Source organism: Paenibacillus baimaensis (assembly GCF_025567575.1).
In genome coordinates, this window is sequence record NZ_JAOQIO010000006.1 from 11750 (window position 1) to 34315 (window position 22566).

19 protein-coding genes are annotated in these 22566 nt (G+C 45.2%); 9 read left to right on the forward strand and 10 right to left on the reverse strand.

Annotated features, from left to right (window positions below):
* Window positions 1–29: 29 nt before the first annotated feature.
* The 3 genes from OB236_RS01235 to OB236_RS01245 form a co-directional block, all read right to left on the reverse strand.
* Window positions 30–1703, reverse strand: a complete 1674-nt coding sequence (locus OB236_RS01235) for a ribonuclease J (protein ID WP_262682248.1) — start codon at window positions 1701–1703, stop codon at window positions 30–32.
* A 116-nt stretch (window positions 1704–1819) separates the two neighbouring features.
* On the reverse strand, window positions 1820–3223 hold the full coding sequence (locus OB236_RS01240; protein ID WP_262682250.1) for a DUF4179 domain-containing protein: 1404 nt from the start codon (window positions 3221–3223) through the stop codon (window positions 1820–1822).
* Window positions 3220–3756, reverse strand: coding sequence for an RNA polymerase sigma factor (locus tag OB236_RS01245; RefSeq protein ID WP_262682252.1), 537 nt, complete (start codon window positions 3754–3756; stop codon window positions 3220–3222). Before OB236_RS01245 ends, OB236_RS01240 begins: the two co-directional genes overlap by 4 nt.
* 245 nt (window positions 3757–4001) lie before the next feature.
* On the opposite strand from OB236_RS01245, the gene OB236_RS01250 reads away from it, so the two are divergent.
* Complete coding sequence (locus tag OB236_RS01250; RefSeq protein ID WP_262682253.1) at window positions 4002–5465, forward strand: hypothetical protein; 1464 nt, start codon at window positions 4002–4004, stop codon at window positions 5463–5465.
* Between the two features lie 92 nt (window positions 5466–5557).
* On the opposite strand, the gene OB236_RS01255 is transcribed toward OB236_RS01250, so the two are convergent.
* On the reverse strand, window positions 5558–6112 hold the full coding sequence (locus OB236_RS01255; RefSeq protein WP_262682255.1) for a GNAT family N-acetyltransferase: 555 nt from the start codon (window positions 6110–6112) through the stop codon (window positions 5558–5560).
* Between the two features lie 257 nt (window positions 6113–6369).
* Between OB236_RS01255 and OB236_RS01260 the strand changes: the two genes are divergently transcribed.
* The 5 genes from OB236_RS01260 to OB236_RS01280 all read left to right on the forward strand — a co-directional run bounded on the left by OB236_RS01260 (window position 6370) and on the right by OB236_RS01280 (window position 9799).
* Entirely contained in the window at window positions 6370–7152 is a 783-nt protein-coding gene (locus OB236_RS01260; RefSeq protein WP_262682256.1) for a hypothetical protein, read from the forward strand.
* Between the two features lie 3 nt (window positions 7153–7155).
* Window positions 7156–7527, forward strand: coding sequence for a GntR family transcriptional regulator (locus tag OB236_RS01265; protein WP_262682257.1), 372 nt, complete (start codon window positions 7156–7158; stop codon window positions 7525–7527).
* Between the two features lie 26 nt (window positions 7528–7553).
* The gene (locus OB236_RS01270; protein WP_262682258.1) at window positions 7554–8270 is read left to right on the forward strand and encodes an ABC transporter ATP-binding protein; all 717 of its coding nucleotides are present in this window, start codon (window positions 7554–7556) and stop codon (window positions 8268–8270) included.
* A 63-nt stretch (window positions 8271–8333) separates the two neighbouring features.
* Window positions 8334–9302 carry a signal peptide peptidase SppA gene (sppA, locus tag OB236_RS01275; RefSeq protein ID WP_262682259.1) on the forward strand — a complete coding sequence of 323 codons (969 nt, stop codon included), beginning with the start codon at window positions 8334–8336 and terminating at the stop codon, window positions 9300–9302.
* 23 nt (window positions 9303–9325) lie between these two features.
* On the forward strand, window positions 9326–9799 hold the full coding sequence (locus OB236_RS01280; protein WP_262682261.1) for an RDD family protein: 474 nt from the start codon (window positions 9326–9328) through the stop codon (window positions 9797–9799).
* Between the two features lie 156 nt (window positions 9800–9955).
* Here the strand turns inward: OB236_RS01280 and OB236_RS01285 are convergent, their stop codons facing one another.
* The 4 genes from OB236_RS01285 to OB236_RS01300 are packed head-to-tail and all read right to left on the reverse strand — an operon-like array spanning window position 9956 to window position 16711.
* A complete protein-coding gene (locus tag OB236_RS01285) occupies window positions 9956–11092 on the reverse strand; it encodes a sensor histidine kinase (RefSeq protein WP_262682262.1) in 1137 nt (378 codons plus the stop codon).
* A 29-nt stretch (window positions 11093–11121) separates the two neighbouring features.
* Window positions 11122–11697 (reverse strand): chemotaxis protein CheB, encoded by a 576-nt coding sequence (locus OB236_RS01290; protein WP_262682263.1) that lies wholly within the window; start codon window positions 11695–11697, stop codon window positions 11122–11124.
* A 35-nt stretch (window positions 11698–11732) separates the two neighbouring features.
* Window positions 11733–12656, reverse strand: coding sequence for a CheR family methyltransferase (locus OB236_RS01295; RefSeq protein ID WP_317259306.1), 924 nt, complete (start codon window positions 12654–12656; stop codon window positions 11733–11735).
* The gene (locus tag OB236_RS01300) at window positions 12566–16711 is read right to left on the reverse strand and encodes a response regulator (protein WP_262682265.1); all 4146 of its coding nucleotides are present in this window, start codon (window positions 16709–16711) and stop codon (window positions 12566–12568) included. The genes OB236_RS01295 and OB236_RS01300 overlap by 91 nt, the downstream gene beginning before the upstream one ends.
* A 269-nt stretch (window positions 16712–16980) precedes the next feature.
* Between OB236_RS01300 and OB236_RS01305 the strand changes: the two genes are divergently transcribed.
* Complete coding sequence (locus OB236_RS01305; RefSeq protein WP_262682267.1) at window positions 16981–17568, forward strand: TetR/AcrR family transcriptional regulator; 588 nt, start codon at window positions 16981–16983, stop codon at window positions 17566–17568.
* Between the two features lie 29 nt (window positions 17569–17597).
* Here the strand turns inward: OB236_RS01305 and OB236_RS01310 are convergent, their stop codons facing one another.
* Together OB236_RS01310 and yyaC are read right to left on the reverse strand one after the other, a co-directional pair.
* Entirely contained in the window at window positions 17598–19424 is a 1827-nt protein-coding gene (locus tag OB236_RS01310) for an ABC transporter ATP-binding protein (RefSeq protein WP_262682268.1), read from the reverse strand.
* On the reverse strand, window positions 19421–19987 hold the full coding sequence (gene yyaC / locus OB236_RS01315; RefSeq protein ID WP_262682269.1) for a spore protease YyaC: 567 nt from the start codon (window positions 19985–19987) through the stop codon (window positions 19421–19423). The genes OB236_RS01310 and yyaC overlap by 4 nt, the downstream gene beginning before the upstream one ends.
* A 145-nt stretch (window positions 19988–20132) precedes the next feature.
* On the opposite strand from yyaC, the gene OB236_RS01320 reads away from it, so the two are divergent.
* Both OB236_RS01320 and OB236_RS01325 read left to right on the forward strand, forming a co-directional pair.
* Window positions 20133–21371, forward strand: a complete 1239-nt coding sequence (locus OB236_RS01320) for a glycosyltransferase (protein WP_262682270.1) — start codon at window positions 20133–20135, stop codon at window positions 21369–21371.
* 481 nt (window positions 21372–21852) lie between these two features.
* A complete protein-coding gene (locus OB236_RS01325) occupies window positions 21853–22176 on the forward strand; it encodes a hypothetical protein (protein ID WP_262682272.1) in 324 nt (107 codons plus the stop codon).
* Window positions 22177–22566: the final 390 nt, after the last annotated feature.

The following is a 22566-nucleotide window of genomic DNA, read 5'->3' on the forward strand; positions in this document are numbered from 1 at the left end:
ATGGGATGTTTGTTTTGCCATAAGGGCTTTTAAATCTCCATAATGATCGGCAGAATGACGGGTCGCCTTCCCGTCTGCTCATATAAAAAGCGTCCTAGCACAGCCTTCACATTGACTTTAAGCGAATTCCATTGATTCATATGTTGCGCCTGCAATTGGTTTATTGTGTTTTTTACGATAGCACTGGCTTCCTCCATCAAATCCTCCGACTCACGAACATAGACGAAGCCGCGGGAGATGATATCGGGCCCGGATAATATCTTACCGTCCATTTTGCTAAGTGTAACCACGACAACAAGGATTCCATCCTCCGATAGATGCTTGCGGTCGCGCAATACGATATTTCCCACATCACCGATGCCCCAGCCATCTACAAGGGTATTGCCTGATGGTATTTTTCGAGTTTGGCGGGCCACTTGATTCTCAATGTCCACGACTTCACCGTTATCAATGATAAAGATGTTGTCCTTGTCGACCCCAACCGATTCAGCCAGCCATTTATGCTGATGAAGCATGCGGAATTCTCCGTGAATGGGTATAAAATATTGGGGTTTCATCAAAGTAAGCATTAATTTGAGCTCTTCCTGGCTGGCATGGCCAGATACGTGCATCCCCGTTACCGTTCCAGAGCCATAGATCACTTTAGCTCCGATACGAAATAAATTATCTACGATTCGTGCAACATTTCGTTCATTTCCAGGTATGGGTGTTGCGGCTATTATGACAGTGTCTCCGGCTACAATTTCGGCATGTCGATAGTTGGAGCTGGCCAACCGGGATAAAGCAGCCATAGGTTCGCCCTGGCTTCCGGTACACAGGATAGCAATTCGATCAGAAGCCAGTTTATTAATATCTGCCGCTTCGATCAGCATGCCCTCAGGAATATTGATATACCCGAGCTCCGAAGCAATATTGACTACATTGATCATACTTCGACCGAGCAAGGCCAGCTTTCGATTCGTTACCAAAGCCGCATCTACCACTTGCTGCAGCCGATGGACGTTGGATGCGAAGGTGGAGAGAAACACTTTTTGCGTAGCCCTTTTGAAGGCTTCTTCGATGTGCTCACCTACAATTCGTTCCGATGGAGTAAATCCGGGACGCTCCGCATTGGTGCTTTCGGATAATAAAGCTAATACGCCATTTTTGCCGATTTGTGCCATCTGATGGAAGTCCGGATACTGCTCATTGACTGGCGTCAAATCGAATTTAAAATCTCCTGTATGTACAACTGTGCCTTCAGGTGTATGAAATACAACGCCCAGACAATCAGGAATACTGTGATTGGTTTTAAAAAAAGTAGCAGACATCGAACCTAATTCAACACTGGAATCAGAATGGATCTGGATCAGATCAGCCTCAGCGAGCAGTCCGGCCTCTTTTAATTTATTTTGAATTAATCCAAGCGTTAGCCGTGTTGCATAAATCGGCATATTCAATTGCTTCAATATATAGGGGACGCCGCCGATATGATCTTCGTGTCCATGAGTAATAATCAATGCCCGCACTTTATCTCTGTTTTCCAGCAGATAGGAAATATCTGGAATGATTAAGTCTATCCCTAATAAGCTTTCATCGGGAAACTTGGAGCCGCAGTCGATGACTACGATATCATCTTCGAATTGAATGAGGTACATATTTTTGCCAATTTCATTAACGCCACCCAAGGCTGCAATAGATAGTTTATTACCTGCAGTACCCAATTAAGATCCCCCTAACCATAACTTCTTTCACTCAGTGTGCGTAGAGCCGGATTTTTTATACACCAACAACAAAATGAACAGACGACCCATGGGCCGCCTGTTCTCAATATAGATGTTTATGGACTTGTTGGGGTCTTCGTATGATCCCAGTTCAGCGGAATCCTGACTTCTATTGGCTTCGGCAGCTCCTTAACGTATTCTTCGACCAGATTGACGAAGCGGGTTAGGGACCTTGACTCAAGTCTTGGGTATTCTACCCTGTAAGCATACTTGTCCCTTGCTGCGCGAACTGGACGCTTGCTGGCTAATATCCTTTTCCCCGTTGAGTCTTCCAGCAATAGGAATGGGAGTTGATTTCCTGAATCGCTCGATTCGTAATCTACTACCGTTGTATCATCTAAAAACTGAACGCCTGTGATCTTAATGATTCCCCCGTTATTTCCTTCGAGGACAATAGGAAATGTACCTGTATAATCTGCTATTATGTCTCTTTGTATTACGTCATGAGCATTAATAATCTGAGTTCTATTAATCATCAGCGTTACATAAGCTGGTTTGGGATTAATCGCCGACGGGGGGCTAAAGTTCAGACGTCTCTCTCCATACCCTCCCCCGCCTCCGCCTTCTTCAAATCGAGTCTCCAGATCATCTTTGATCCAATAAAACAAATCGCCCTCGATATCATCGTCTTTTATGATAAGTTGCGTCGATACAGGTGTGAAGATGATTTCATCCACGGTAAAATGCTTATCATGATAATTGCCCGAAGTTTGAGGTCGAAATTTGGTCGTTAGAGGCGCTGTCTTCTCGGTCGATAACGGGATCGTAACATTCCAATTGCCCTGGATGCTGCCGATTCGCTCTACCAACATGGTAAGCTGCGGATTATCAGATAGTACAGAGGTATTAAGTAATGTCGTTCCTACAAACGTATGGTCTCCGGTAATTGTAAACACATGGGTCCACATCATGGCCGAGTGGGAATCTTCCATCTTCAATTTGTAATATACTGCAGCATCGTCAGAGGTCAAGTTTTTCTTGCCCTTAAGGAATTCCACCTCATAATTAACCACAATTTGAACACCATCAAAAAAGGCATCGGCTACAGTCAATCGGATGTCCTTATCGGTCACTGAAATATTGGTCTGTGTGCTTAGATTTTGTTGTTCGATTCGCTCAAGTCCGTTGCCAAAACTAGCACCAGAGCTCTTGTACAGCAGCTCTATAAATTTCGATTTTTGAAGAGCGGCACCAACTGAGGGTGACAGAAGCCATGCTCCGATAACGATCACCGTACATAAGACAAAGGCGTTAACAATTAATAACCATTTTCTGCGTACGAGCTTGACTCCAGGATGATGAACCTTCGGTTCACCGAGAGCAGACTTCTCGAACCGCTGCCACAAAGTATCGAAAGATACCGAGGGTCGAAGATGGCTCATGCGGTTCTGAACAGCATCGGCTACTTCAGGCGGTAGATCCATGCCAAGGTTCTGTCTAGATTGGGAATCCAGTGTCATTTCACATTCTCCTTTACCCCGATGAAAAGATGATGTTCCTTGCTGTCCGTTCGCAATTGTTTCAAAGCGGCATGAAGCCTGGATTTGCAAGTCCCTTCCTGGATTCCTAGCACAGCCGCGGTTTCTCGCAGAGACAGTCCGGTATAATAGTGCATAATGATGACCTCTCGTCTTTTCCCAGATAATAAATTAACAGCCATCCACAATTCCTGTTCCCGTTCATTCTGCATGATGAGATCTTCCAGCGATTCAGATGCTGCCGTCTCCGGTACTTGTCCCATCCAGGTAAGCCATCGCTGCTTTCGTAGTGTACCTCTGATCAGATTCAACGTGATTCTGAATAACCACGGTCGCAAAGGTTTCGATAGATCGTACAAATGATATTTGTGAAAGGCACGAAGGAATGCTTCCTGCGCGATATCATCGGCTAGTGCCCTTGATTTCGTCATCATAAGTGCAATTCCATATACATATGGGGCATGCTCCTCATACATCTCTTTCGCTTGCTCTTCAGTTATGGGTAATCCCCTCAAAGACTTTTCCTCCCTTCCCTTACACTCGTAGTAAATATGCTATCAACCGTCAAGAAGTTCGATTCAATATCTCTATAACAGGGATTATTTATATAAATTATATTTATTACTTGATCGAGAAGCCTTTTCATGTTCTCTTCAGATTTAATAATCTACTTTTATGGTATATCATTACCTTCCACATTAGAAACTTTTTCCAAAACCCTCACGTCTAATTGTAAAATAGCCTATAAAGGAGAACCCTCATGTCCTTCCTCAATCGTCTTATTAAATGTGTTGTTAGCCTCGTGCTTTTGTTTGTATCAATTATCCATGCAACTGATCAAGCATCAGCAGCTCCCAAACAAGTGAAAGTACATATGCCTGCGTTTAACGTTGAACTCAATGGTATCCTGATTGAAAATGAGCACCAAAAATATCCTTTGCTCGTTTATAACGATATTACTTATTTTCCTATGACCTGGGATTACAGCCGTGCCTTAAGCTTGTCCGTTAACTGGGATCAGGAAAGCGGATTGAGTATATTGCGAAACAACCAGTTCCGGCAAAAGCCACAGCAAAGTCTGGGATTTAACAATGATCCGAGCCATGATTACACGGCAACAGTTGCTGACTATCCGATCAACGTCAACTGGAAAAATATCGATAATGCTAATGAGCCATATCCGATTCTGCAGTTCCGCGACATCACTTATTTCCCTATGACCTGGCGCTTTACCCATGATGAATTTGAATGGGATACGAGCTGGGATAATAAAGCAGGGTTCAAATTAGCGACCATTCAGCATAAAGTGCTTTACCATCTGTTTTATGATGAGGGTGATTTCCTCTATGCGTACGGCAACCAAAATGATATATATCAAATAAATAAATCGCTGGAAGGGGCACCGGTCCGACTTGCTAAGGATGCCGCTGATAAGATCGCTAAGCATGAAAAGGACCGCTTTCAACCTTATCAGGCTGCCAATTTTGAAAATAAAAACGAAAAAGTTGAATTGAAAGACCAGACGATTATATATAAACAGCTCGAATTGCTGTCATTTTCGTCCAGTACGGAGGATAAACAGAAGGATAAGACAAAATCGAACGTAATGCCTATTGCCTTGCGCAACAAGGTCCATTCGTTTGAAAGTATAGTTCTACCTGTAAACAATCAAATCAGTTTTGTGCATCTCACAGTGTATTACTCGGATCGGGATATTTACACCCCACAAGACAGCTTTACATTCATTGTAAAAGACGGACGAGCGGTACCGGTTCCCGAATTCAATCAAAGACCGAATTATTTGATACCCAATAAGGACGGTTCCAGTTGGTTCATTAGCCAAGCTCCCTCCTCCATGTCTGCTCGTACTGCCAGACTTCGCGGCCAGGTTCTGCATGTTTCTTCTGATGGTACAACGACATCCATGAACAATCAGACTCAGGCGGAAAACCTTGATCTACTGTATGTTGATCAGGGCGCTTTAATAATTAGAGCTTACAGCGACTTATTACCGCCCCAACAAATCAAGGAAACGGACGGCATCTATGCGTTAGATGGAAATAAACCTGCAGCCAAGCTGTACCCTTATTTGCCCGGTGATTATTATGTTGACGCAAGCCGTAACCTATATCTGTTGGACGGGATGACAAACCGCCTTACCAACATAACGACCAATTCGTCCAAATATTGGTGGGATTATGAATTGATGACTCAATTATATTAACAATGAAAACAACCACATGTCGCTGAGGCGAGGTGTGGTTGTTTATTTTTATTTGTGTGCCTTTCCACGGTACTGTAATTTTTGCCTTAAAATCATGACAACCATTCTCGTTGTAATAGAGAGTAACAACGTTGATCAACGTATTCTCCATGAAAGGAAGCATATCCACGTAAAATGCCATCCTCGTTAAAACCAAGCTTTTTTAATAAAAGCATCGATGGTTCAGCATCCAGGTTGGTAAATGCTTCTATCCGATTGAATTCCATCGTTTCAAAACCAAAAGCAATGACGCTTTTTAATACTTCCGTCATGTAACCTTGCCGCCAATACTTTTTGCCCAAATCATAACCAATTTCTCCACGGGAACCTCGATGGGTCTCCCAACCGTTGTATCCACAAGTACCTACCAGGGTATTATTCTCTTTTAATATAATTCCCCATCTGAAGGCTTTATTTTGATGAAACAGGTTGTTCATAAAGGTTATTAAACCTTCTGCCTGCTGAATACTATCGAATGGGTCCTCCCCCATATCTTTTGTAACATCACCATCCGAAAATATTTCAAATACGGTAGGTGCATCCTCAAGCGTCATTTGACGCAATACAAAGCGTTCAGTCTCCAATAACGGGAACGTCTCCAAATTCAATTGAAATCACAACCTTTCTTTATAACAGATAAAGGAATCGTCTTAAAAGCGTCATACCTTGTTGAAACCAGTTTATTGTAATCGAAGGGTGAGAACAACGGATTTATTATTTATATCTAAACGTTCTGAAGGCTTTTCTTATTGTATTTAATTGAAAACTCAATTTATTGGAACATATTGACACAACTATTGAATGAGTGTACTATTGTGGTAGTACACTAGTTTTGTATCTTTTGCATTTTTAGGGGGAACTGCAGTTGAAGGTTTGGTGGAGTTTGTTCAAGAAGGAGTTGGCCTTCGGTACAAGATGGTCAGGGCCTATATGGATTTATTTAAGCGTTGTATTAATTTTGGGGGGCTTATCCGTCTTTTTCTCATATCGCTTTCAATCTGGATTGTTTAGTAATTTATGGCTGTTTATTATGTATCTCCATTTTTTTGCTCCCGCCGCATATATGTTGATAAGCTTGAGAAAGGAACGTAAGTTGGACCCCTTTTGGTTGCAATTGCCATTACCTGGCTGGAAGCTGTTAGCGGCGAAGTATGCAGCTGCATTAGTTGAATTCATTTCTGGCTTATTGGTTTCAACCGCTTTTTTCTTATGGGTGCAAGCTGTTGAAAAATCTGGAGTTGTATGGTTAAGCGGGGAAGAGAATCGAATTGAAATTAATGTTGAAGCTCAGAAAATATTGGTCGTATTCAATAGTTTTAATATTTCCCTTGTTATGGAGTTTATCTCCATATCCTTTGCGCTGGCGATTACATTAGTACTGCTGTATCTTACTGCTTCGGCGTTAAGAAACCGATTTGGACGCTGGAACTGGCCTCTGGCTGTATTGTTCCTTCTAGCCATTTCAACCTTGGAATATTTCTTTGAGCAAACTGCCGTATATCGTTATCTTTTCCACTGGGGTAACCCGGCTGTCGACGGGGCAGGAAGCTTATTCAACTCTTTTGGTGAACAGCTGTGGGTATGGTTGAATATGGCAGTATGTTTGTACTTATCGGCATGGCTCTTGGATCGCAAAGTGGAGGTGTAGGGTATGGTTGAACAATTTTCGAACACACAACCGATTTATTTGCAACTGGTGCAGCGTATATGCCGACAAATTGTTCGACGGGAGGTACAACCTGGTGAGAAATTACCCTCTGTACGTGATCTGGCGGTCATATATGGAGTAAATCCAAATACCGTACAACGAGTGAATATGGAGTTAGAACGGATGAAAATTGTTGAAAGTCGAAGGGGACAGGGTATCTACGTGACAGAAGACAGCTCAAGGCTAGCTTTGATGAGAGAGCAGCTGAAGGAAGAGCAAATTACTCGTTTTGCAGATGAGATGAGGGAATTGGGCTATTCCGAAAAGGAAATTATTGCTGGGGTAAAGGCATTTTTGGAAAGTAAAAGCAAGTAGACTTACTAAGTGGAGGAGGGGTTCAGATGGGCATAGAAACTGCGAAGTCAGAGCCTATTATCATTTTTGATCAAGTGGAGAAAAGGTTCTTCGGTAAAATAGCTATAGATAAGGTGAGCTTTACCATTCCAAGAGGTGAAATAATTGGGGTTATAGGGAGAAACGGCAGCGGTAAATCCACCGTTCTTAAATTAATGGCCGGATTGCAAAAACCGAGTGCGGGTCGTGTGCTGCTGAATGGCCGCGCCCCGGAGCGACTAAGCTCTAGAGAGGTTGCTTTTTTGCCGGAGGCTGATGTGTATTATCCGTTCCATACTGTGAAAAAAGCACTGCAATTCTACGATGAGATGTTTGAAGATTTTGATGGGGATAAGGCGTTAGAGGTGGTTCAAACCTTTCAATTGGATATAGAGCAGAAAGCCTCTCAATTATCGAAAGGACAACGCGCCCGATTGAAATTAGCATTGACTCTAGCACGACAGGTGCCTTTAATAGTGATGGATGAGCCGTTATCAGGCCTGGACCCCTTGGTACGAGAGGATATTATCCGCAGCGTTATAGCATTAATCGATCCACAGAAACAGACTTTGGTTATGACTACTCATGAGGTAGATGAGATTGAATCCTTGTTGGATAAAGTAATGCTGATTAACGATGGAAGACTAGTTGGTTATGAAGAGGTCAGTCGAATTCATGGTGAATATAACGTTGGATTAGTTGAATGGATGAAGAGAAAAGTATAAGAGGAACTTATAGCTATAATTAATTTTATATATACAGCTCATTTCAATGGGGAGGAAGCATCAATGGGACGAAAGGGATGGGCCTGGTTAATTGTAGGCGTATTATTTGTAAGCTTGGTAGTAATTCTTATTACGAAGTCTGACTCGCTAATGAGTGGGAATGTAATGGGAGGTAAGCAAAAGTGGAATGAAGAAACCGTTCAAGGTAAAGGCAATGATAAAGTAGTCCAGCTGTTTGTAGAAGGTGCTATTACTGAAAAAAGTGGGAGCTTTTCAAGCGGTTTAAATGCAGGCAGCTACATTACCCAGCTGGAGCAGGCTCGCAAGGATAAAGATGTAAAAGCTGTTGTGATCCGGGTAAACAGTCCGGGGGGAGAGGTAGTAGCTTCAGACGAGATTCATTCCAAAATTGTGGAGCTGAAGGAAAGCGGGAAGCCGGTTATTGTGAGTATGGGCTCGATGGCTGCTTCAGGAGGTTATTATATCTCGGCTCCAGCAGATTATATATTTGCTAATCCTGCAACTTTAACAGGCAGTTTGGGCGTTATTTTCTCTATAGCCAATTATGAGAAAGCAGCTGAGTGGCTTGGTTACAAGGAAAATACAATCACAAGTGGCGCATACAAAGATATCGCAAGTCCACTTCGGGAGATGAAACCAGAAGAGAGAGAAATATTTCAAAAGCTGGTAGATGAGAGTTATCAACAGTTCGTTACAGTTATTGAAAAAGGGCGTAAGCTGCCGCGAGAGACGGTACTGAAGCTTGCAGACGGACGTATCTATTCAGGGCAACAAGCTAAAGCCTTAGGTCTGATCGACGCATTCGGAACTATGGAGGTAGCTACTGCCTATGCATCAGAAAAAACAGGAATTCCCAATCCAAAGGTGGTCCGTTATGTAAAGGAGCCCTCTTTATCGGATTTATTCAGCGGTGCGATGATTCAATCGGCATCTCCTGCGGCGCAGGTGTTGCAAGAAGTACTACCAGAAGTATCCATAGGTCCTCGACTTATGTACCTTTTTAAATATTAATTTCTTAGAGGGAGTGAAGAGGGATGGAAAGCGAAACAAGATCAGAACCATTATATTCAGGGGGGAAAACTTCTTATTCAGAAACCATTGGCACTGAAAGAAGATACGCAGGGTTCTGGATTCGATGCGGGGCTACTCTGTTGGATGGAGTTTGTTTACAAACCGTATTCATTATTGTTCATTTATTACTTGGCTACAGTTTACTGGAGCCACCGTCTGCTGTTTCTTTGATCGAGTCGTTACTAGCCGGCGTTTATTATATTGTAATGACTGTGATCTGGGGACAAACCTTAGGCAAGATGGCTACAGGCATCAAAGTCATTCGTAATGATGGAACTCCAAATACTTGGGGAATCATTATTTTAAGAGAGACTGTCGGTAAATTTGTATCCAGTATTATTCTATGCGTCGGTTATATGATGGCAGGCTGGGATGGTAAAAAACGTGCACTTCATGATAGGATGTTTGCAACTCGTGTAGTGAAGGTAAATAAATAATTTTATATAGTTGGAAATGAGAAGAGCCTTGGCCGCTGAGTAAAATGGCGGAAAGGCTCTTTTTGGATATAGGTCGCGTCTCTATCCTATGTATAAAAGTCCGTTGAACAAGTTGATGCAAAAGCGTGCGGATCACGCCTCCGAGATTATGCTGTTCTACATCTCTTCCTGCGATTCATACATTTTAATCACAAATGCGGTTCCCTGCCCCAGTTCACTTGTGACTTCTATCGAGCCTTGATGCCGATCGATAATTTTTTTGACGGTGGCCATCCCAATCCCGGTGCCTTCATAGCCTTTGGCATTATCGAGCCTTTTGAAGGCGGTGAAGATGTGGGGAATATCCTCGCTTCTCATCCCGATACCGTTATCCTCAATCAGCACCGTAAAGGCACCATCCTCTTCGTTGTGTACCATTGAGATCTGGATAATCGGCGTAACTTCAGCACGATGGTATTTAATGCCGTTACCTATAATATTTTGAAATAGCTGATACATTTGTGTCGCATCCGCTTGAATGATCGGCAATCTATGCCTGACCATGACCTGACCCTTATTCTGTTCAATGGTGCTGCTTAAATCCGTGATCACATGGTTGATAACTTCATTAAGATCCACTTCGGTATAAGAGGATGCACTGGCATTTAATTGTGCGTAGGATAGCAAATCCGTAATCAGATGCGTCATCCGCTCTGCTGTTACGGAAATTTTCGAAATGTACCCCTGTCCCTTCATACCCAATTCAGAGCTGTGCCGGGCGAGCAGAAGCTCACTGAGACCCGTAATGACATTCAATGGATTTTTGAGATCGTGGGAAACGACCTGAGCAAATTCCATCAAGCTTTCATTGCTTCGCTTCAGTTCGGTTTGCATCGATTCCAGCTCGATCTTCCTCAGGTTCAATTCCAGGAATACCCGTACTTTGCTTAACAAAATATCCGGATTAACCGGCTTGAACAAATAATCGACGGCGCCACTCTCGTAGCCTTTGAATACACTTTGGTCCTCCGTATCGCTGGCCGTTACAAAAATGATCGGAATCTGGCTCGTCTCGTCGTTACTGCGCAACAGCTCTGCGAGCTCGAATCCATCCATCTCCGGCATATTGACATCCAATAAAATAAGCGCAAAATCATGCCTGAGCGTAAACGATAACGCCTCATTGCCGGATTCAACGATGAATATCTCACAATCCAGCACGCGTAATATTTTTTGCATCGCAATTAAGTTTTCCTTGCGGTCATCGACTACCAATATTTTTAATGTTTGGCTTTTATCATTTCGACTGTTCATAGGCTCCTCCTCATTGTATTCATTATGAATCATCGGTTGGAAGGCTGCAGCTCCAGCAGGTATTTCCCAATTTCGTCCAAGGCTAAAAGTTGATCGACCTTGACCACACTCATTGCCGCGAGCGGCATAATATTGTACTCCGCTGTTGCCGGGTCCTGTATGATGGCCTGGCCTCCGTTCATCTTAATGTTACGCAGCCCTTCACTGCCATCGCGATTAGCTCCCGTTAGAACGATGCCGAGACACTTCTCTTGAAAAACAAATGCAGCACTATCAAATAGCACATCAATCGATGGACGGGAATAATTCACCTTGGGGTCCATCGAAAGACTAAACATGCGTTCATCCTCTATCAGCAGATGATAGCCGGGTGGGGCCACATAAACATAACCGGGACGGATCGCTTCTTTATCTGCCGCTTCTTTGACACAGATGCTGACCTGTTCATTCAAATAATCGACAAGAAAGCTGTCGCTGCCCTCTAGCAGATGCTGAACAATGATGACGGGGAGGTGATAATCCGCCGGGAGATAAGCCAGTATGGTTACCAAAGCCTTAAGTCCCCCTGCAGATACACCAACAACGACTGCTTCCAATTGATTCATAACCTTGTGACTTCCTTTCCAGGTGTCTGATCAAGCTACTTAGGTAATTGCTTTCGAAAAATTCTCCACTTGCATGAAAGCGTCTCAAAATCTGAATGAATATCTGAAAATTCGATCGATTCCTTGCTGCCGATACACAAAAATCCGCGAGAAACGAGACTGCTGTTAAAAAGACGAAAGACCTGATTTTGCAGCTGCTTATCAAAATAGATCAGCACATTACGGCAAACGATCAAATGCATCTCGCCAAAGGCTTGATCCGTAGCCAAATTGTGCTGGGAGAACACAATATTCCTTTTTAAATCCTCGTTGATTTTACCCATCTGATATTTGGCATGGTAGTAATCTGAAAAGGAGGACTTGCCTCCGCTTTTTTGATAATTTGAAGTAAACTTACGAATGTTCTCCAGAGAATAAATGCCTTCCTTGGCAATCTGCAGCGACTCCTGATTAATATCCGTTGCGTAGATCTGAACACGGTCATAGAAGCCTTCTTCTTCTAACAGGATCGCCATCGAATACACTTCTTCACCTGTTGCACAGCCTGCATGCCAGATTTTCACAAAAGGATACGTCATCAATAAAGGGATAACCTGCTTGCGCAGTTCCGCAAAAAACTCCGGGTCCCTGAACATTTCGGTAACGGTCACCGATAAATCCAACAGCAGTTGGTTGGTAAAAGCTTCATCATACAGCACCTTTGGAATCATATCAGAAATGTACGTCAGGCCATTTTTTTGTTTGATATAGTGCAATCTTCTCATCAAAGAGGAACGGGCATAATTGCGAAAATCATACCCGTGCCGCAGAAAGATCGCATCCAGGAGAAGATCGATCTCGATCTTTTCCGATATTTTGTCGCTCATTGTTATTGAAAGAGCCATACTCTGATTAATGACAATAATTTGTCGGTATCCACAGGCTTGGTCATATAATCGTTGGCTCCCCTTTCTATACATTTTTCCCGATCACCCGTCATCGCCTTGGCGGTCAGCGCAATGATGGGAAGCGATTGAAACTTCGGCATTTCACGTATTCGGCTGATCGCTTCATAGCCGTCCATCACGGGCATCATAATATCCATAATGACGAGCTCTATGCCATTCTCGCTGTCCAGCTTGTCCAAAGCCAGCTTGCCGTTATCGGCCATGATCACTTCCAGCCCGTGTTTCTTCAAAATCTTGGACAAGGCAAAAGTGTTCCGAAGATCATCATCCACAAGCAGCACTTTACGCCCTTTCAGCGTCTCATCGGAGTCACGCACCATCCGAATCATTTCCTTCTGCTCTGGAGGCAGTAGCTTATGGATGCTATGCAGGAATAACGATACCTCGTCCAATAAACGGTCTGAAGAATTAACGCCTTTAATGACAATGCTGTCCGTAAAGCGGTTCAGCTCCTTAAATTCCTCCTGGCTGAGCTCTTTACCCGTGTTGATAATGATTGGAGGCACCGGGTTCTCCATATCCTTGACCAGCTCCTGCAGCATCTCAAAGCCCGTCATATCCGGCAGCGTCAGGTCCAGAATCACACAATCAAAAGTCTCAGCACGCATCCGCTCCAGACCTTCCTTACCGGTATACACACTATGAATTTCGACCTTCTTATGTTTCAACAGCTCACGGATTGCCTTTTGATTGTTGTAATCATCTTCAACGACCAGCACCTGCTGGATACGTTCGTGCAGCACATTTTCAATTTTGGCAAATACGGTATCAAAGTCGTCCGAATCCAAAGGCTTGGACAGAAAACCGATGGCTCCACGCTGCAAGGAATCCGAGTTTTTATCTCTTCCCGAAATAATGTGAACCGGAATATGGCGGGTTTCATTGTGATATTTCAAATGGTCCAATACTTTAAGTCCATCCATATCGGGCAGGCCTAGATCGAGCAGAATCGCGCTTGGGATATACTGCTTGGCAATTTGCAGGGCACTGAAGCCATCACCTGCTGCCAAACATTTAAAACCTTTTTTTCGTGACATATCCATCATGATTTTCGCAAACTGACGATCATCCTCAACGATCAAAATCGTTTTTTCCTGAACCGGAATTTGCAGCAGCTCGCGGTCATCAGGCAAAAACACTTTGATTTGCGGTACAAAATCATCCTCAAGTGCACTGGCTGCCTGCGTCTCACTACTTGGTAGCTCGGACTCTGGTACCGCACTTCGGACAGCAGGCTGGCTGCGCGCTTCCGCACTTGGTATAACCGCCCCACTCAGTGGCAGATACAAGGTGAAGGTGCTACCCTTACCTTCCTTACTCTGCATATGAATCTCGCCACCCAGCAGCTTGGCAAGTTCTCTGGAAATCGTTAACCCGAGGCCCGTTCCCCCATATTTGCGGCTCGTTGTACCATCGGCCTGCTGGAACGCCTCGAATATCGCTTTTTGCTTATTGGCAGGAATTCCGATTCCGGTATCTGTGACCGATAAGGCAAGAACTCCGTTGGCGGACAGGTCGCTGTTGTGATAGGAAGCCTGAGTGTCTGCCAGTGCGATCCTTAGCGTAACCGAACCGGAAGAAGTGAATTTGAGCGCATTGGACAGCAGGTTTTTCAAAATTTGCTCGGCACGCTGCCCGTCCGTAATGATTTTATTCGGAACGTTGTTCTCACGAATCAGCTCAAACTGCAGACCTCTTTCTTTGGCAACAGGATTAAATTGAATCTGCAGCGATTGAAGCACCGTATCGATCGTGACTTCTTCTTGCTGAACGTCTAATTTGCCTGCTTCCACCTTGGACAAATCCAGAATATCATTAATCAGCCTTAGCAGATCCAGACCTCCGCTGTGAATAATCTTGGCTGACTCAATCTGGTCATCGGACAAATTGTTCTCATCGTTGGCAGCTAACGATTTGGCCAGAATGAGCAAGCTGTTCAGCGGCGTGCGCAGCTCATGCGACATATTGGCGAGGAATTCGGATTTATATTTGCTCGCCAGCTCCAGCTCTTTTGCCTTTTCTTCCAATTCCTGCTTGGATAATTGAATGAATTGATTTTGCTTCTCAATACCGGCTTTCTGCAGCTCCAGGTAATTCGATTTCTCTTCCAATTCCTCGTTAATCGCCTGCAGCTCTTCGCTTTGGATCCTCATCTTGTCCTCGGATTGCTTGAGCATCCGGGTCTGCTCCTCCAGCTCTTCATTCGCAGTCCGCAATTCCTCTTGCTGGGTTTGAAGCTCTTCGGTCAGCAGCTGGGATTCATGCAGCAATTGCTCGGTACGCTGACGGCTGTTCACACTATGGATCACAACTCCCAGTGATGCAGCCAATTGCTCCAGCAGGTCATGCTCAATGGCGGTGAAAGCTCTGAATGAGGCAAGCTCGATTACCGCGAGCACTTCATCCTCGAAGAGGATAGGAAGCACCATAATTTGCAGTGGCTTATGCTCCCCAAGTCCCGAGTTAATCTGGATATAATCAGCGGGCACATCCGTTAGCAATATTGGTTTTTTTTCAAGAATGCTTTGCCCCACTAACCCTTCACCCGACTGGATCCGGTTCGATATGCTTTTTCTTTCTTTATGCGCATAGCTGCCGAGCAATACATATTCGCCGTAATACGGGTCGTTTTTATTCGTTTCTTTCACATAAAATACACCCTGACCCGCCTTGACCAGCTTTGATATTTCCGAAATAAGCTCATTGACCAGCTGCTGCAGACTAATCACACCTTGGGCCATACCTGTAATGTGGGCTAGCTGTGTTTTGAGCCAGAATTGCTGTTCATTTTGCTCGGTCGTATGCTTTAAAGAAGCAAGCATCCTGATCAAGGCTACGCTCAGTTGATCGCGGTCTGAACGCGGAACAATCGTTTGCTCATATTCGCCTAAAGAAATCCGATCTGCCTGCGTAATAACCTCACGATAACTAAGTACCATCTGGTTAAAAGCATTCATGAGTTCGCCGAATTCATCTTTGGAGTCTACATGAAGATGTACATCCGTCTCACCTAGTAATATCAGCTCCGTCGAATTCTTGAGAGTGCGAATTTGCCCAACCATCATTCTTGAAATCACGACAATGACCAGAACGGAGACAACAATAATAATAATATTTAAAATAATGGCATTAATTAATGATTTTGTCGTATTTTTTCGAATCGTATCCATCGTTTGCAGCAACTCTTTGGAAAGTCCGTCTTCGACCTGCTTGAGCAGATCAATACGATCCGTGGAAACTGCGTACCATCTCTCAGGATCGATACCAAGCGTCTTACCAGGCTCCAGCTTCAGGATCTGTTGAATATACCGATTGGATTCGTCAATGGAAGGACCTTTGATCGTGTTCTGATACAAGCTGCGTGCATCAGCAGTCGCAGACGTCGCGGACACCGTATAATAAAGTTTCTGCTCGTTCTCCAGTAAATTGATCTGGGTCACATCACTGAGCTCAAGGCTTCTTTCTGTAAGGGCGCTGTAGATCACCGCCCTCTCCTTGCTGACCGCAGACTTGCTGCGGGAGAATTGAATATAAGAGGACAGCATATTGGAAATTTGTTTGTTCGAGCCTGATTGATTCATATTTTCCATCATTGTAAAAAAACTGCCGACAACATCTATGTAATAGGCCTGCGCCTCGGTATCCTTGATTTTATCCTGATCGATCTGGGTGCGAAGAGCGGTAATTTTATCAAGCTTCGCTACCGTATCCGAGAAGTCCTTATAAAACTTTTCCCCCAGGATATCCGAATCCGTCGCGCGCAGCTGCTGCTGGATCGCGATGATTTTCTCATCCGTCGGCTTGCGCTGTGCTATCAGCATATTGAGGCGGTTAACGGTTTTATCCCCGTAGTATCCGGTGACGAGACCACGCTCCTTCTGAAATTCATGAATTAAATCATTCATGGAAACCTCGGCCGTAACCAACACCTGAAGCTTGTTAATCTCAGACAATTCATTCACTTTTTCATAAATCGTATTGACAGAGAAGTACAACAGCCCAAGCATGGGAAGTACGATCATGAAGAGCAGCTTGCTATTTATTCGTGCATTCTTAATCCATTGCATGCGGTTCGTCCTCTCTTATTGGCGATCTGATGTCCACCACTAATAACTACTGAATATTATATTATTGATAGGTAACATAATCCATCCTTTTTCGACAGGTCGCTGAAATTAACCAAATTAGGTCACACCATTGGATTAACATCGATTCGATCGATTTCACCAAGAAATCGCTATTATTGTAATAAGCGGTCATATATAATAAAATAAAGTAACCTAACGTTGATTAGGATAACTACATGCTAGTTACCTTTATAAGGGGTGGATGTCCGATGACGGCAAGTAAAATAAAAACAGCCGCTCTGCGCTTGTTTGCGCAAAACGGCTATGATGCAGCACCCTTATCCGAGATTGCCAAAGAGGTAGGAATCAAGACACCTTCCCTGTATGCTCATTTCCCCAGCAAAGATGATTTGTTCCGAGCTGTATTCGAAGATGTGCTGAGCGAGCAGCAGCAGCGTATTAAAGCCCTTATTAACGAAATTCGCGACGACTCGATCCACGATCAGTTGTTTGGTATCTGGCAGGATACATGCCGGACGTATTTGTTAAGTGAAATCAACATGACCTTTATAAAAAGAGCTATGCTCTTTCCGCCCATCACTTTACAGGAGGAGCTGAGAGCCCGGTTTACTGCATCCGAGAACACGCTGTCGACGGCGTTGACCCATATTTTTGCAGAAGGCATGCGGCAAGGCATCATTCGCAGCGAGCAAATCACAGATTTGATTGCCTCCTATTATTGCATGCTGGATGGTGCTTTTATTCAGCAATTTTACTATTTGCCTGATCACTTTGAGCAGCGGATGCATAGCGTCTGGCGGATGTACTGGCAGGGTATTTCAACCATTCAGCCTTAAACACGTGAGCTGCCAGGCTCGGATTGATGCTAGCTTAATGCTACCTTTTCGAACTGGGTCCGATACAGTCGCGCATATAAGCCGTCCTGATCCAGCAGCTCGGTATGGCGCCCCGACTCCAGCACACGTCCAGCCTCAAGCACGATGATCCGATCCGCCGCCAAAATCGTTGATAGCCGGTGGGCAATCACGAGCGTCGTGCGTCCGTGCATTAAGGAATCCAGCGCCGTCTGTACATAAGCCTCTGATTCGGAGTCCAGATGCGAGGTAGCTTCATCCAGCACAAGAATGCGCGGGTTCTTGAGAATCGCTCTGGCAATAGCCAGACGCTGCCTTTCTCCACCTGACAGCCGATGACCACGCTCTCCAACCATCGTATCATAGCCATTTGGCATTGCCGCAATCGTCTCATGAATATAAGCTTGCCGACAGGCCTTCTCCAATTCTTCATCTGTTGCGTCAAGCTTGGCAAACAACAAATTATCACGAACTGACGCATGGAACAGGAATGATTCCTGTGTAACAAAGGCCACCTGCTCGCGCAGCGATGACAATGTGACGGACGCAGCGTTATGACCATCAATCGTCACAACCCCTTCAGTCGGATCGTACAATCTGGCCAGCATGCCGATCAATGTCGATTTTCCGGCACCACTTGGCCCTACTATAGCTACAACCTCACCCGGGAGTGCAGTAAAGGTGACCTGCTGCAATGCATATTGACCTGGCTGATAGGCATACGAAACATGGTGAAACCCAACCTGCCCCTGTACGGAAGACAGCGCCTTCGCCCCAGTCAAATCTTTGACATCAGGCTCCATATCCTCGTATTCGAATATCCGCTGAAAAACGCCAAGTGCCGTCTGAACCTCCACCTGAAGATTCAGCAGCGTGCCAATCGGACCGTACAATCGTCCCAAATAAGCAGCAAAAGCTACGATACCGCCTATCGTCATCGATCCCTCGACCACATTCCAACCACCGTACAAATATATCAATGCCGTGCCGAGCGGTCCCAATACACCGAGCACCATCCCATACCACCGACCGACCAGATTGAGCTTCAGCTCCAAATCCATAACCCGCTGGTTCAGCACGTCAAAATCCTGCTCCTGCTTGCGTTCCTGCTGGAAAATCCTTGTTAATAATGCACCGGATACACCAAAAATTTCCCCAAGCTGGGATGACATCTCGCCGCGTACCCGCTGCGTTTCGCCCCGCAGCCGCTTGCGAATCTGAGATACCTTACGAACAGGCAATATAAATAAGGGTAAAATAACCGTAGCCAATATCGCAAGGCGCCAATCCAATACGAATAAAATGACGATCGTCGTGATCACAATAACACCCTGTGTGACAGCTGATACAACGAGGGTTGTCACTACATTTTGCACCGCTAGCACATCGCCAGTTAGCCGCTGAATAATCTCCCCTGACTTGGCGTCCGTGAAGAAGCTCATGGACTGCCGTTGTAAATTGGCAAACAACGAGCGTCTTAAATCGCGCATCACGCCCTGACCGACTTTGGTGTTCTGGTGATTTTGCCATACACTGAGTAAGCCGCTGCTGACAGGCAGCAGCACCATCAATCCGATCAATTCGATCAGTTTCCTTTTGTCACCCTGTGGGATCGCTGTATCTATAATTTCCTTCATCACGAGCGGCGGTATAAGTCCAATTAATGCGGCACCTAATGCCAGTAAAATAATAATAACCAGCTGCACACGGTATCCGCGAAACAAGCCGTAAATCCGCCGCAGCGATACTTCCTTCAAGGTGGCTTTACCTCTGCTTTGTAAGGTTTGCTTGCTTCCACCTTCCCAGCCGCCTCCGCCTCCACCTTCTCTCATGCTCATCCTAATTCTCCCTCCGGTGTTAACCCTGCAGCCGACTCCAATGGAAATACGTCCATGATGCTGGTTGTGATTTCCTTGGCCATTGTCATAATCCGATACAACGAGGTACCCTGCAGTATCGCATATTGATTCCCCTCATTATGATTAACAATAGCGGCAATCGAATAATTTCCTACAGGCGGCAGCATCCGCCCCACCGACTTGCCAGGCTCCATCGGCTGATTGGACACCTGATAGCTGGTTATGGAAGAAGACTGCCCGAGACAGGCATCGATAGCGATAAATGATTTACCGGATTTCATCAACGGCAGGCTGGTCAGTCGATGAATCATATTGCTTGCATCCAGAGGGAATTCCAAGGTACCCAGCACCTGGGTATAGCCCGCCTCCTCCAGCATCGTGCCTACCAGCGGACCGAGCGAATCCCCAGTCGAACGGTCAGTACCGATGCATAGAAACACCAGATCCTCCGTCCTTACCCCGCTCCTCCGTATGGAAAGCATAAATTCGCCAAGCTCGGGTCCCTTGATTCTTTTACGTATGATCGGGAATGCCTCTTTCATCAGACTCCTCCTAGCGGTTGCTCTTATACAATCATGAATGTATTTATTGTAGCACAAAAATTATGAGATGGCTCTGATCCATTTGTTCAATGCGGGCTGCCAATGCTATAATGCTAAAAAAAGCGCTTCATGGGAGGGATCATCCATGTTCATTTTCAAGCTGCTGGTCATCCTGACGCTCGGTTACTGGATCATGATGCTTGGTGATACGCTGTGGGCACGCAAGCTGATGCGGCAGCTGCCTGCAAGTCCCAAGCCGGGAGGCTCCGCTTCCACGGAATCCTTCGCATCCGCAGGCCTGGCGCAGCCACGCGGTACTACAGCGAAAGAGCTCCCACTCGTATCTGTCATCATAGCTGCCAAGGAAGAAGAGGCCTCGATCACCGAAACCGTTAAGCATTTGCTTAATCAAACGTATCCTAGGTTCGAAATCATAGCGGTTAATGACCGTTCGCAAGACGGCACTGGTCACAAGCTGGAGGAGCTGCGCAAATGGTCACAAGGCAAACGGCAGGTAGAGGTACCGTTGACCATCATCCATGTTACAACACTCCCCGCTGGCTGGCTTGGCAAAAACCACGCGCTGTATCAAGGCTTCCTGCAGGCGCGCGGACAAGTTATTTTATTTACTGATGCGGATGTGCTGTTTCAGCCGCACGCTCTTGCCGATGCGGTGCACTATATGAAGGAAACCGAAGCTGACCATCTGACATTGACACCCAAGATCGTTGTTAACAGCTTTTGGCTGAGCGCGTTCGTGCAATATTTCTTCTTTGCCTTATCTTTATATATCCGACCTTGGCGCGCCAACATCGACAGTCAGCACAAGCATGGGATGGGCGTCGGTGCTTTCAATATGATTACCCGGCAGGCGTATGATAGGATCGGCACCCACCAGGCGTTCGCATTTCGCCCTGACGATGATTTGCAGCTTGGCATGCGGGTTAAGCAAGCAGGTCTGCGCCAGCGGCTGGCCTCAGGTCGGACGCAGTTAGCGGTGGAATGGTACAAGAGTCTGCGTGAGGCTGTGCAAGGACTGGAGAAAAATATTTTTTCCGGTTTTCAATATCGCGTGCTGCCTGCTGCCGCTGGCGTGATTGGACAATTGCTGTTGTTTTTCTTCCCTTTTGTCGCGATCTTCGTGCTGGACGGCTGGGTGTTCTGGAGTTATGTACTTTCCATTGTACTGATGTTATCCGTTTACAGCCTGCTGATTCAATCGTTGATTGGCAAGATCGGCAAGGAGCTGCTCGTGTTCCCCGCTACCGTATGTTTGCTCAGCTATATCGTCACACGTTCCGTATGGCTAACGCTGCGGCAGGGCGGCATTCATTGGCGAGGTACCTTTTATGTGCTGGAGCAACTAAAAAAAATGAAGCGTTGAGCCGCTTCACACGTCGATATCAGCCTTCACTTCACAAAATTTTAACACTACAAACAATTATGATATTATAAAATATAAACAGAGGCGTACACGATAGTCATCAACTACCTGTTACTACGCTAACTCATCATAAAGGAGAGAACTAATTATGACGACACTTTCCCACCGACGCTTCACTTATGCCACTGGAGCTACACTCCTCACGTTCGTTCTCATCATTACCTACCAATGTATTCAATCCCTGTAATGTTAAACAAATAATTGGAGATGAATCGTCGTCGATACCAGCAGTCTGGACGATTCATCTTCCCATCATAGTGGAGCTGCTCTAGCTTCATCTTCAAGGATATGGCGCAGCTGCCGTATCCTTTTTACTTGGCTCAGACTTATGAGTTGCCGAACCAGGCTCTTGGATATTCGGGACATTAATGGTACATTTAATGACAGCATATTGACGATATAATGAAAGAGGGCACATGCTTTGAATTCAATGGACAATAAACAGGCCGCAAGCCTGATTGAGAAATGGATTCCCTATTATGAGATGGATGAGCCTGAGGCCTGGGAGCGGGATGAATACCCTTCTGTGAAAAACGCCTGCAAATCGATGCGATTGGCCATTCAGGTGCTCAGAGGCAAGCCTGCTGCAGGAGATGCACAGCTTAAAGAAGCTGCCAAGCAGCTGGAGCAGTTTCTGGAGGAGCACTATCTTGATGACCCCGATGAATGGGAAAAAGAAAACGTCGCTTTTGTCCAGCAGGTGCTGGAAGCGATTCAGTATACGATCGTGTTCCTAAAAAAATAGGGCAATTCTGGTGAATAAGTCCCGCTGCGCGACCGAAGTATTCTTCCGATTGCTGTCGTTTCCAGATTTATTTTATAAGACATTTAGCGGTAAAATTCCGGAAACAAAGGCACCGCACCGCTATCTACAGAACACCACGGTCGCTCCGCTCTTTATTCAACAGAATTCCTAAGGGAATTGCTAACCTAAACAGCCGTTGCACCTGCTGCTCACCGATCATCAATCTGGCTTATCTTACTTGTACTTATTCTTATCACTTATTTGTATGCAGCCTGTTGAGACTTCCTCAGCGGGCCTTCTTGTTATTTCCGGCTTAAGAAATTGTTAAGATATACCCTGCCATTTAATTAAGAACTACCGATTATAATGAGGCTATACACAGGATAGTCA

Bases quoted from the DNA above. Each gene is read 5' to 3' on its own strand.
- OB236_RS01240 (WP_262682250.1), bottom strand. From the start codon at position 3,223: ATGACACTGGATTCCCAATCTAGACAGAACCTTGGCATGGATCTACCG.
- OB236_RS01250 (WP_262682253.1), top strand. From the start codon at position 4,002: ATGTCCTTCCTCAATCGTCTTATTAAATGTGTTGTTAGCCTCGTGCTT.
- OB236_RS01265 (WP_262682257.1), top strand. From the start codon at position 7,156: ATGGTTGAACAATTTTCGAACACACAACCGATTTATTTGCAACTGGTG.
- OB236_RS01270 (WP_262682258.1), top strand. From the start codon at position 7,554: ATGGGCATAGAAACTGCGAAGTCAGAGCCTATTATCATTTTTGATCAA.
- sppA (WP_262682259.1), top strand. From the start codon at position 8,334: ATGGGACGAAAGGGATGGGCCTGGTTAATTGTAGGCGTATTATTTGTA.
- OB236_RS01280 (WP_262682261.1), top strand. From the start codon at position 9,326: ATGGAAAGCGAAACAAGATCAGAACCATTATATTCAGGGGGGAAAACT.
- OB236_RS01285 (WP_262682262.1), bottom strand. From the start codon at position 11,092: ATGAACAGTCGAAATGATAAAAGCCAAACATTAAAAATATTGGTAGTC.
- OB236_RS01290 (WP_262682263.1), bottom strand. From the start codon at position 11,697: ATGAATCAATTGGAAGCAGTCGTTGTTGGTGTATCTGCAGGGGGACTT.
- OB236_RS01295 (WP_317259306.1), bottom strand. From the start codon at position 12,656: ATGTATAGAAAGGGGAGCCAACGATTATATGACCAAGCCTGTGGATAC.
- OB236_RS01300 (WP_262682265.1), bottom strand. From the start codon at position 16,711: ATGCAATGGATTAAGAATGCACGAATAAATAGCAAGCTGCTCTTCATG.
- OB236_RS01305 (WP_262682267.1), top strand. From the start codon at position 16,981: ATGACGGCAAGTAAAATAAAAACAGCCGCTCTGCGCTTGTTTGCGCAA.
- OB236_RS01310 (WP_262682268.1), bottom strand. From the start codon at position 19,424: ATGAGCATGAGAGAAGGTGGAGGCGGAGGCGGCTGGGAAGGTGGAAGC.
- yyaC (WP_262682269.1), bottom strand. From the start codon at position 19,987: ATGAAAGAGGCATTCCCGATCATACGTAAAAGAATCAAGGGACCCGAG.
- OB236_RS01320 (WP_262682270.1), top strand. From the start codon at position 20,133: ATGTTCATTTTCAAGCTGCTGGTCATCCTGACGCTCGGTTACTGGATC.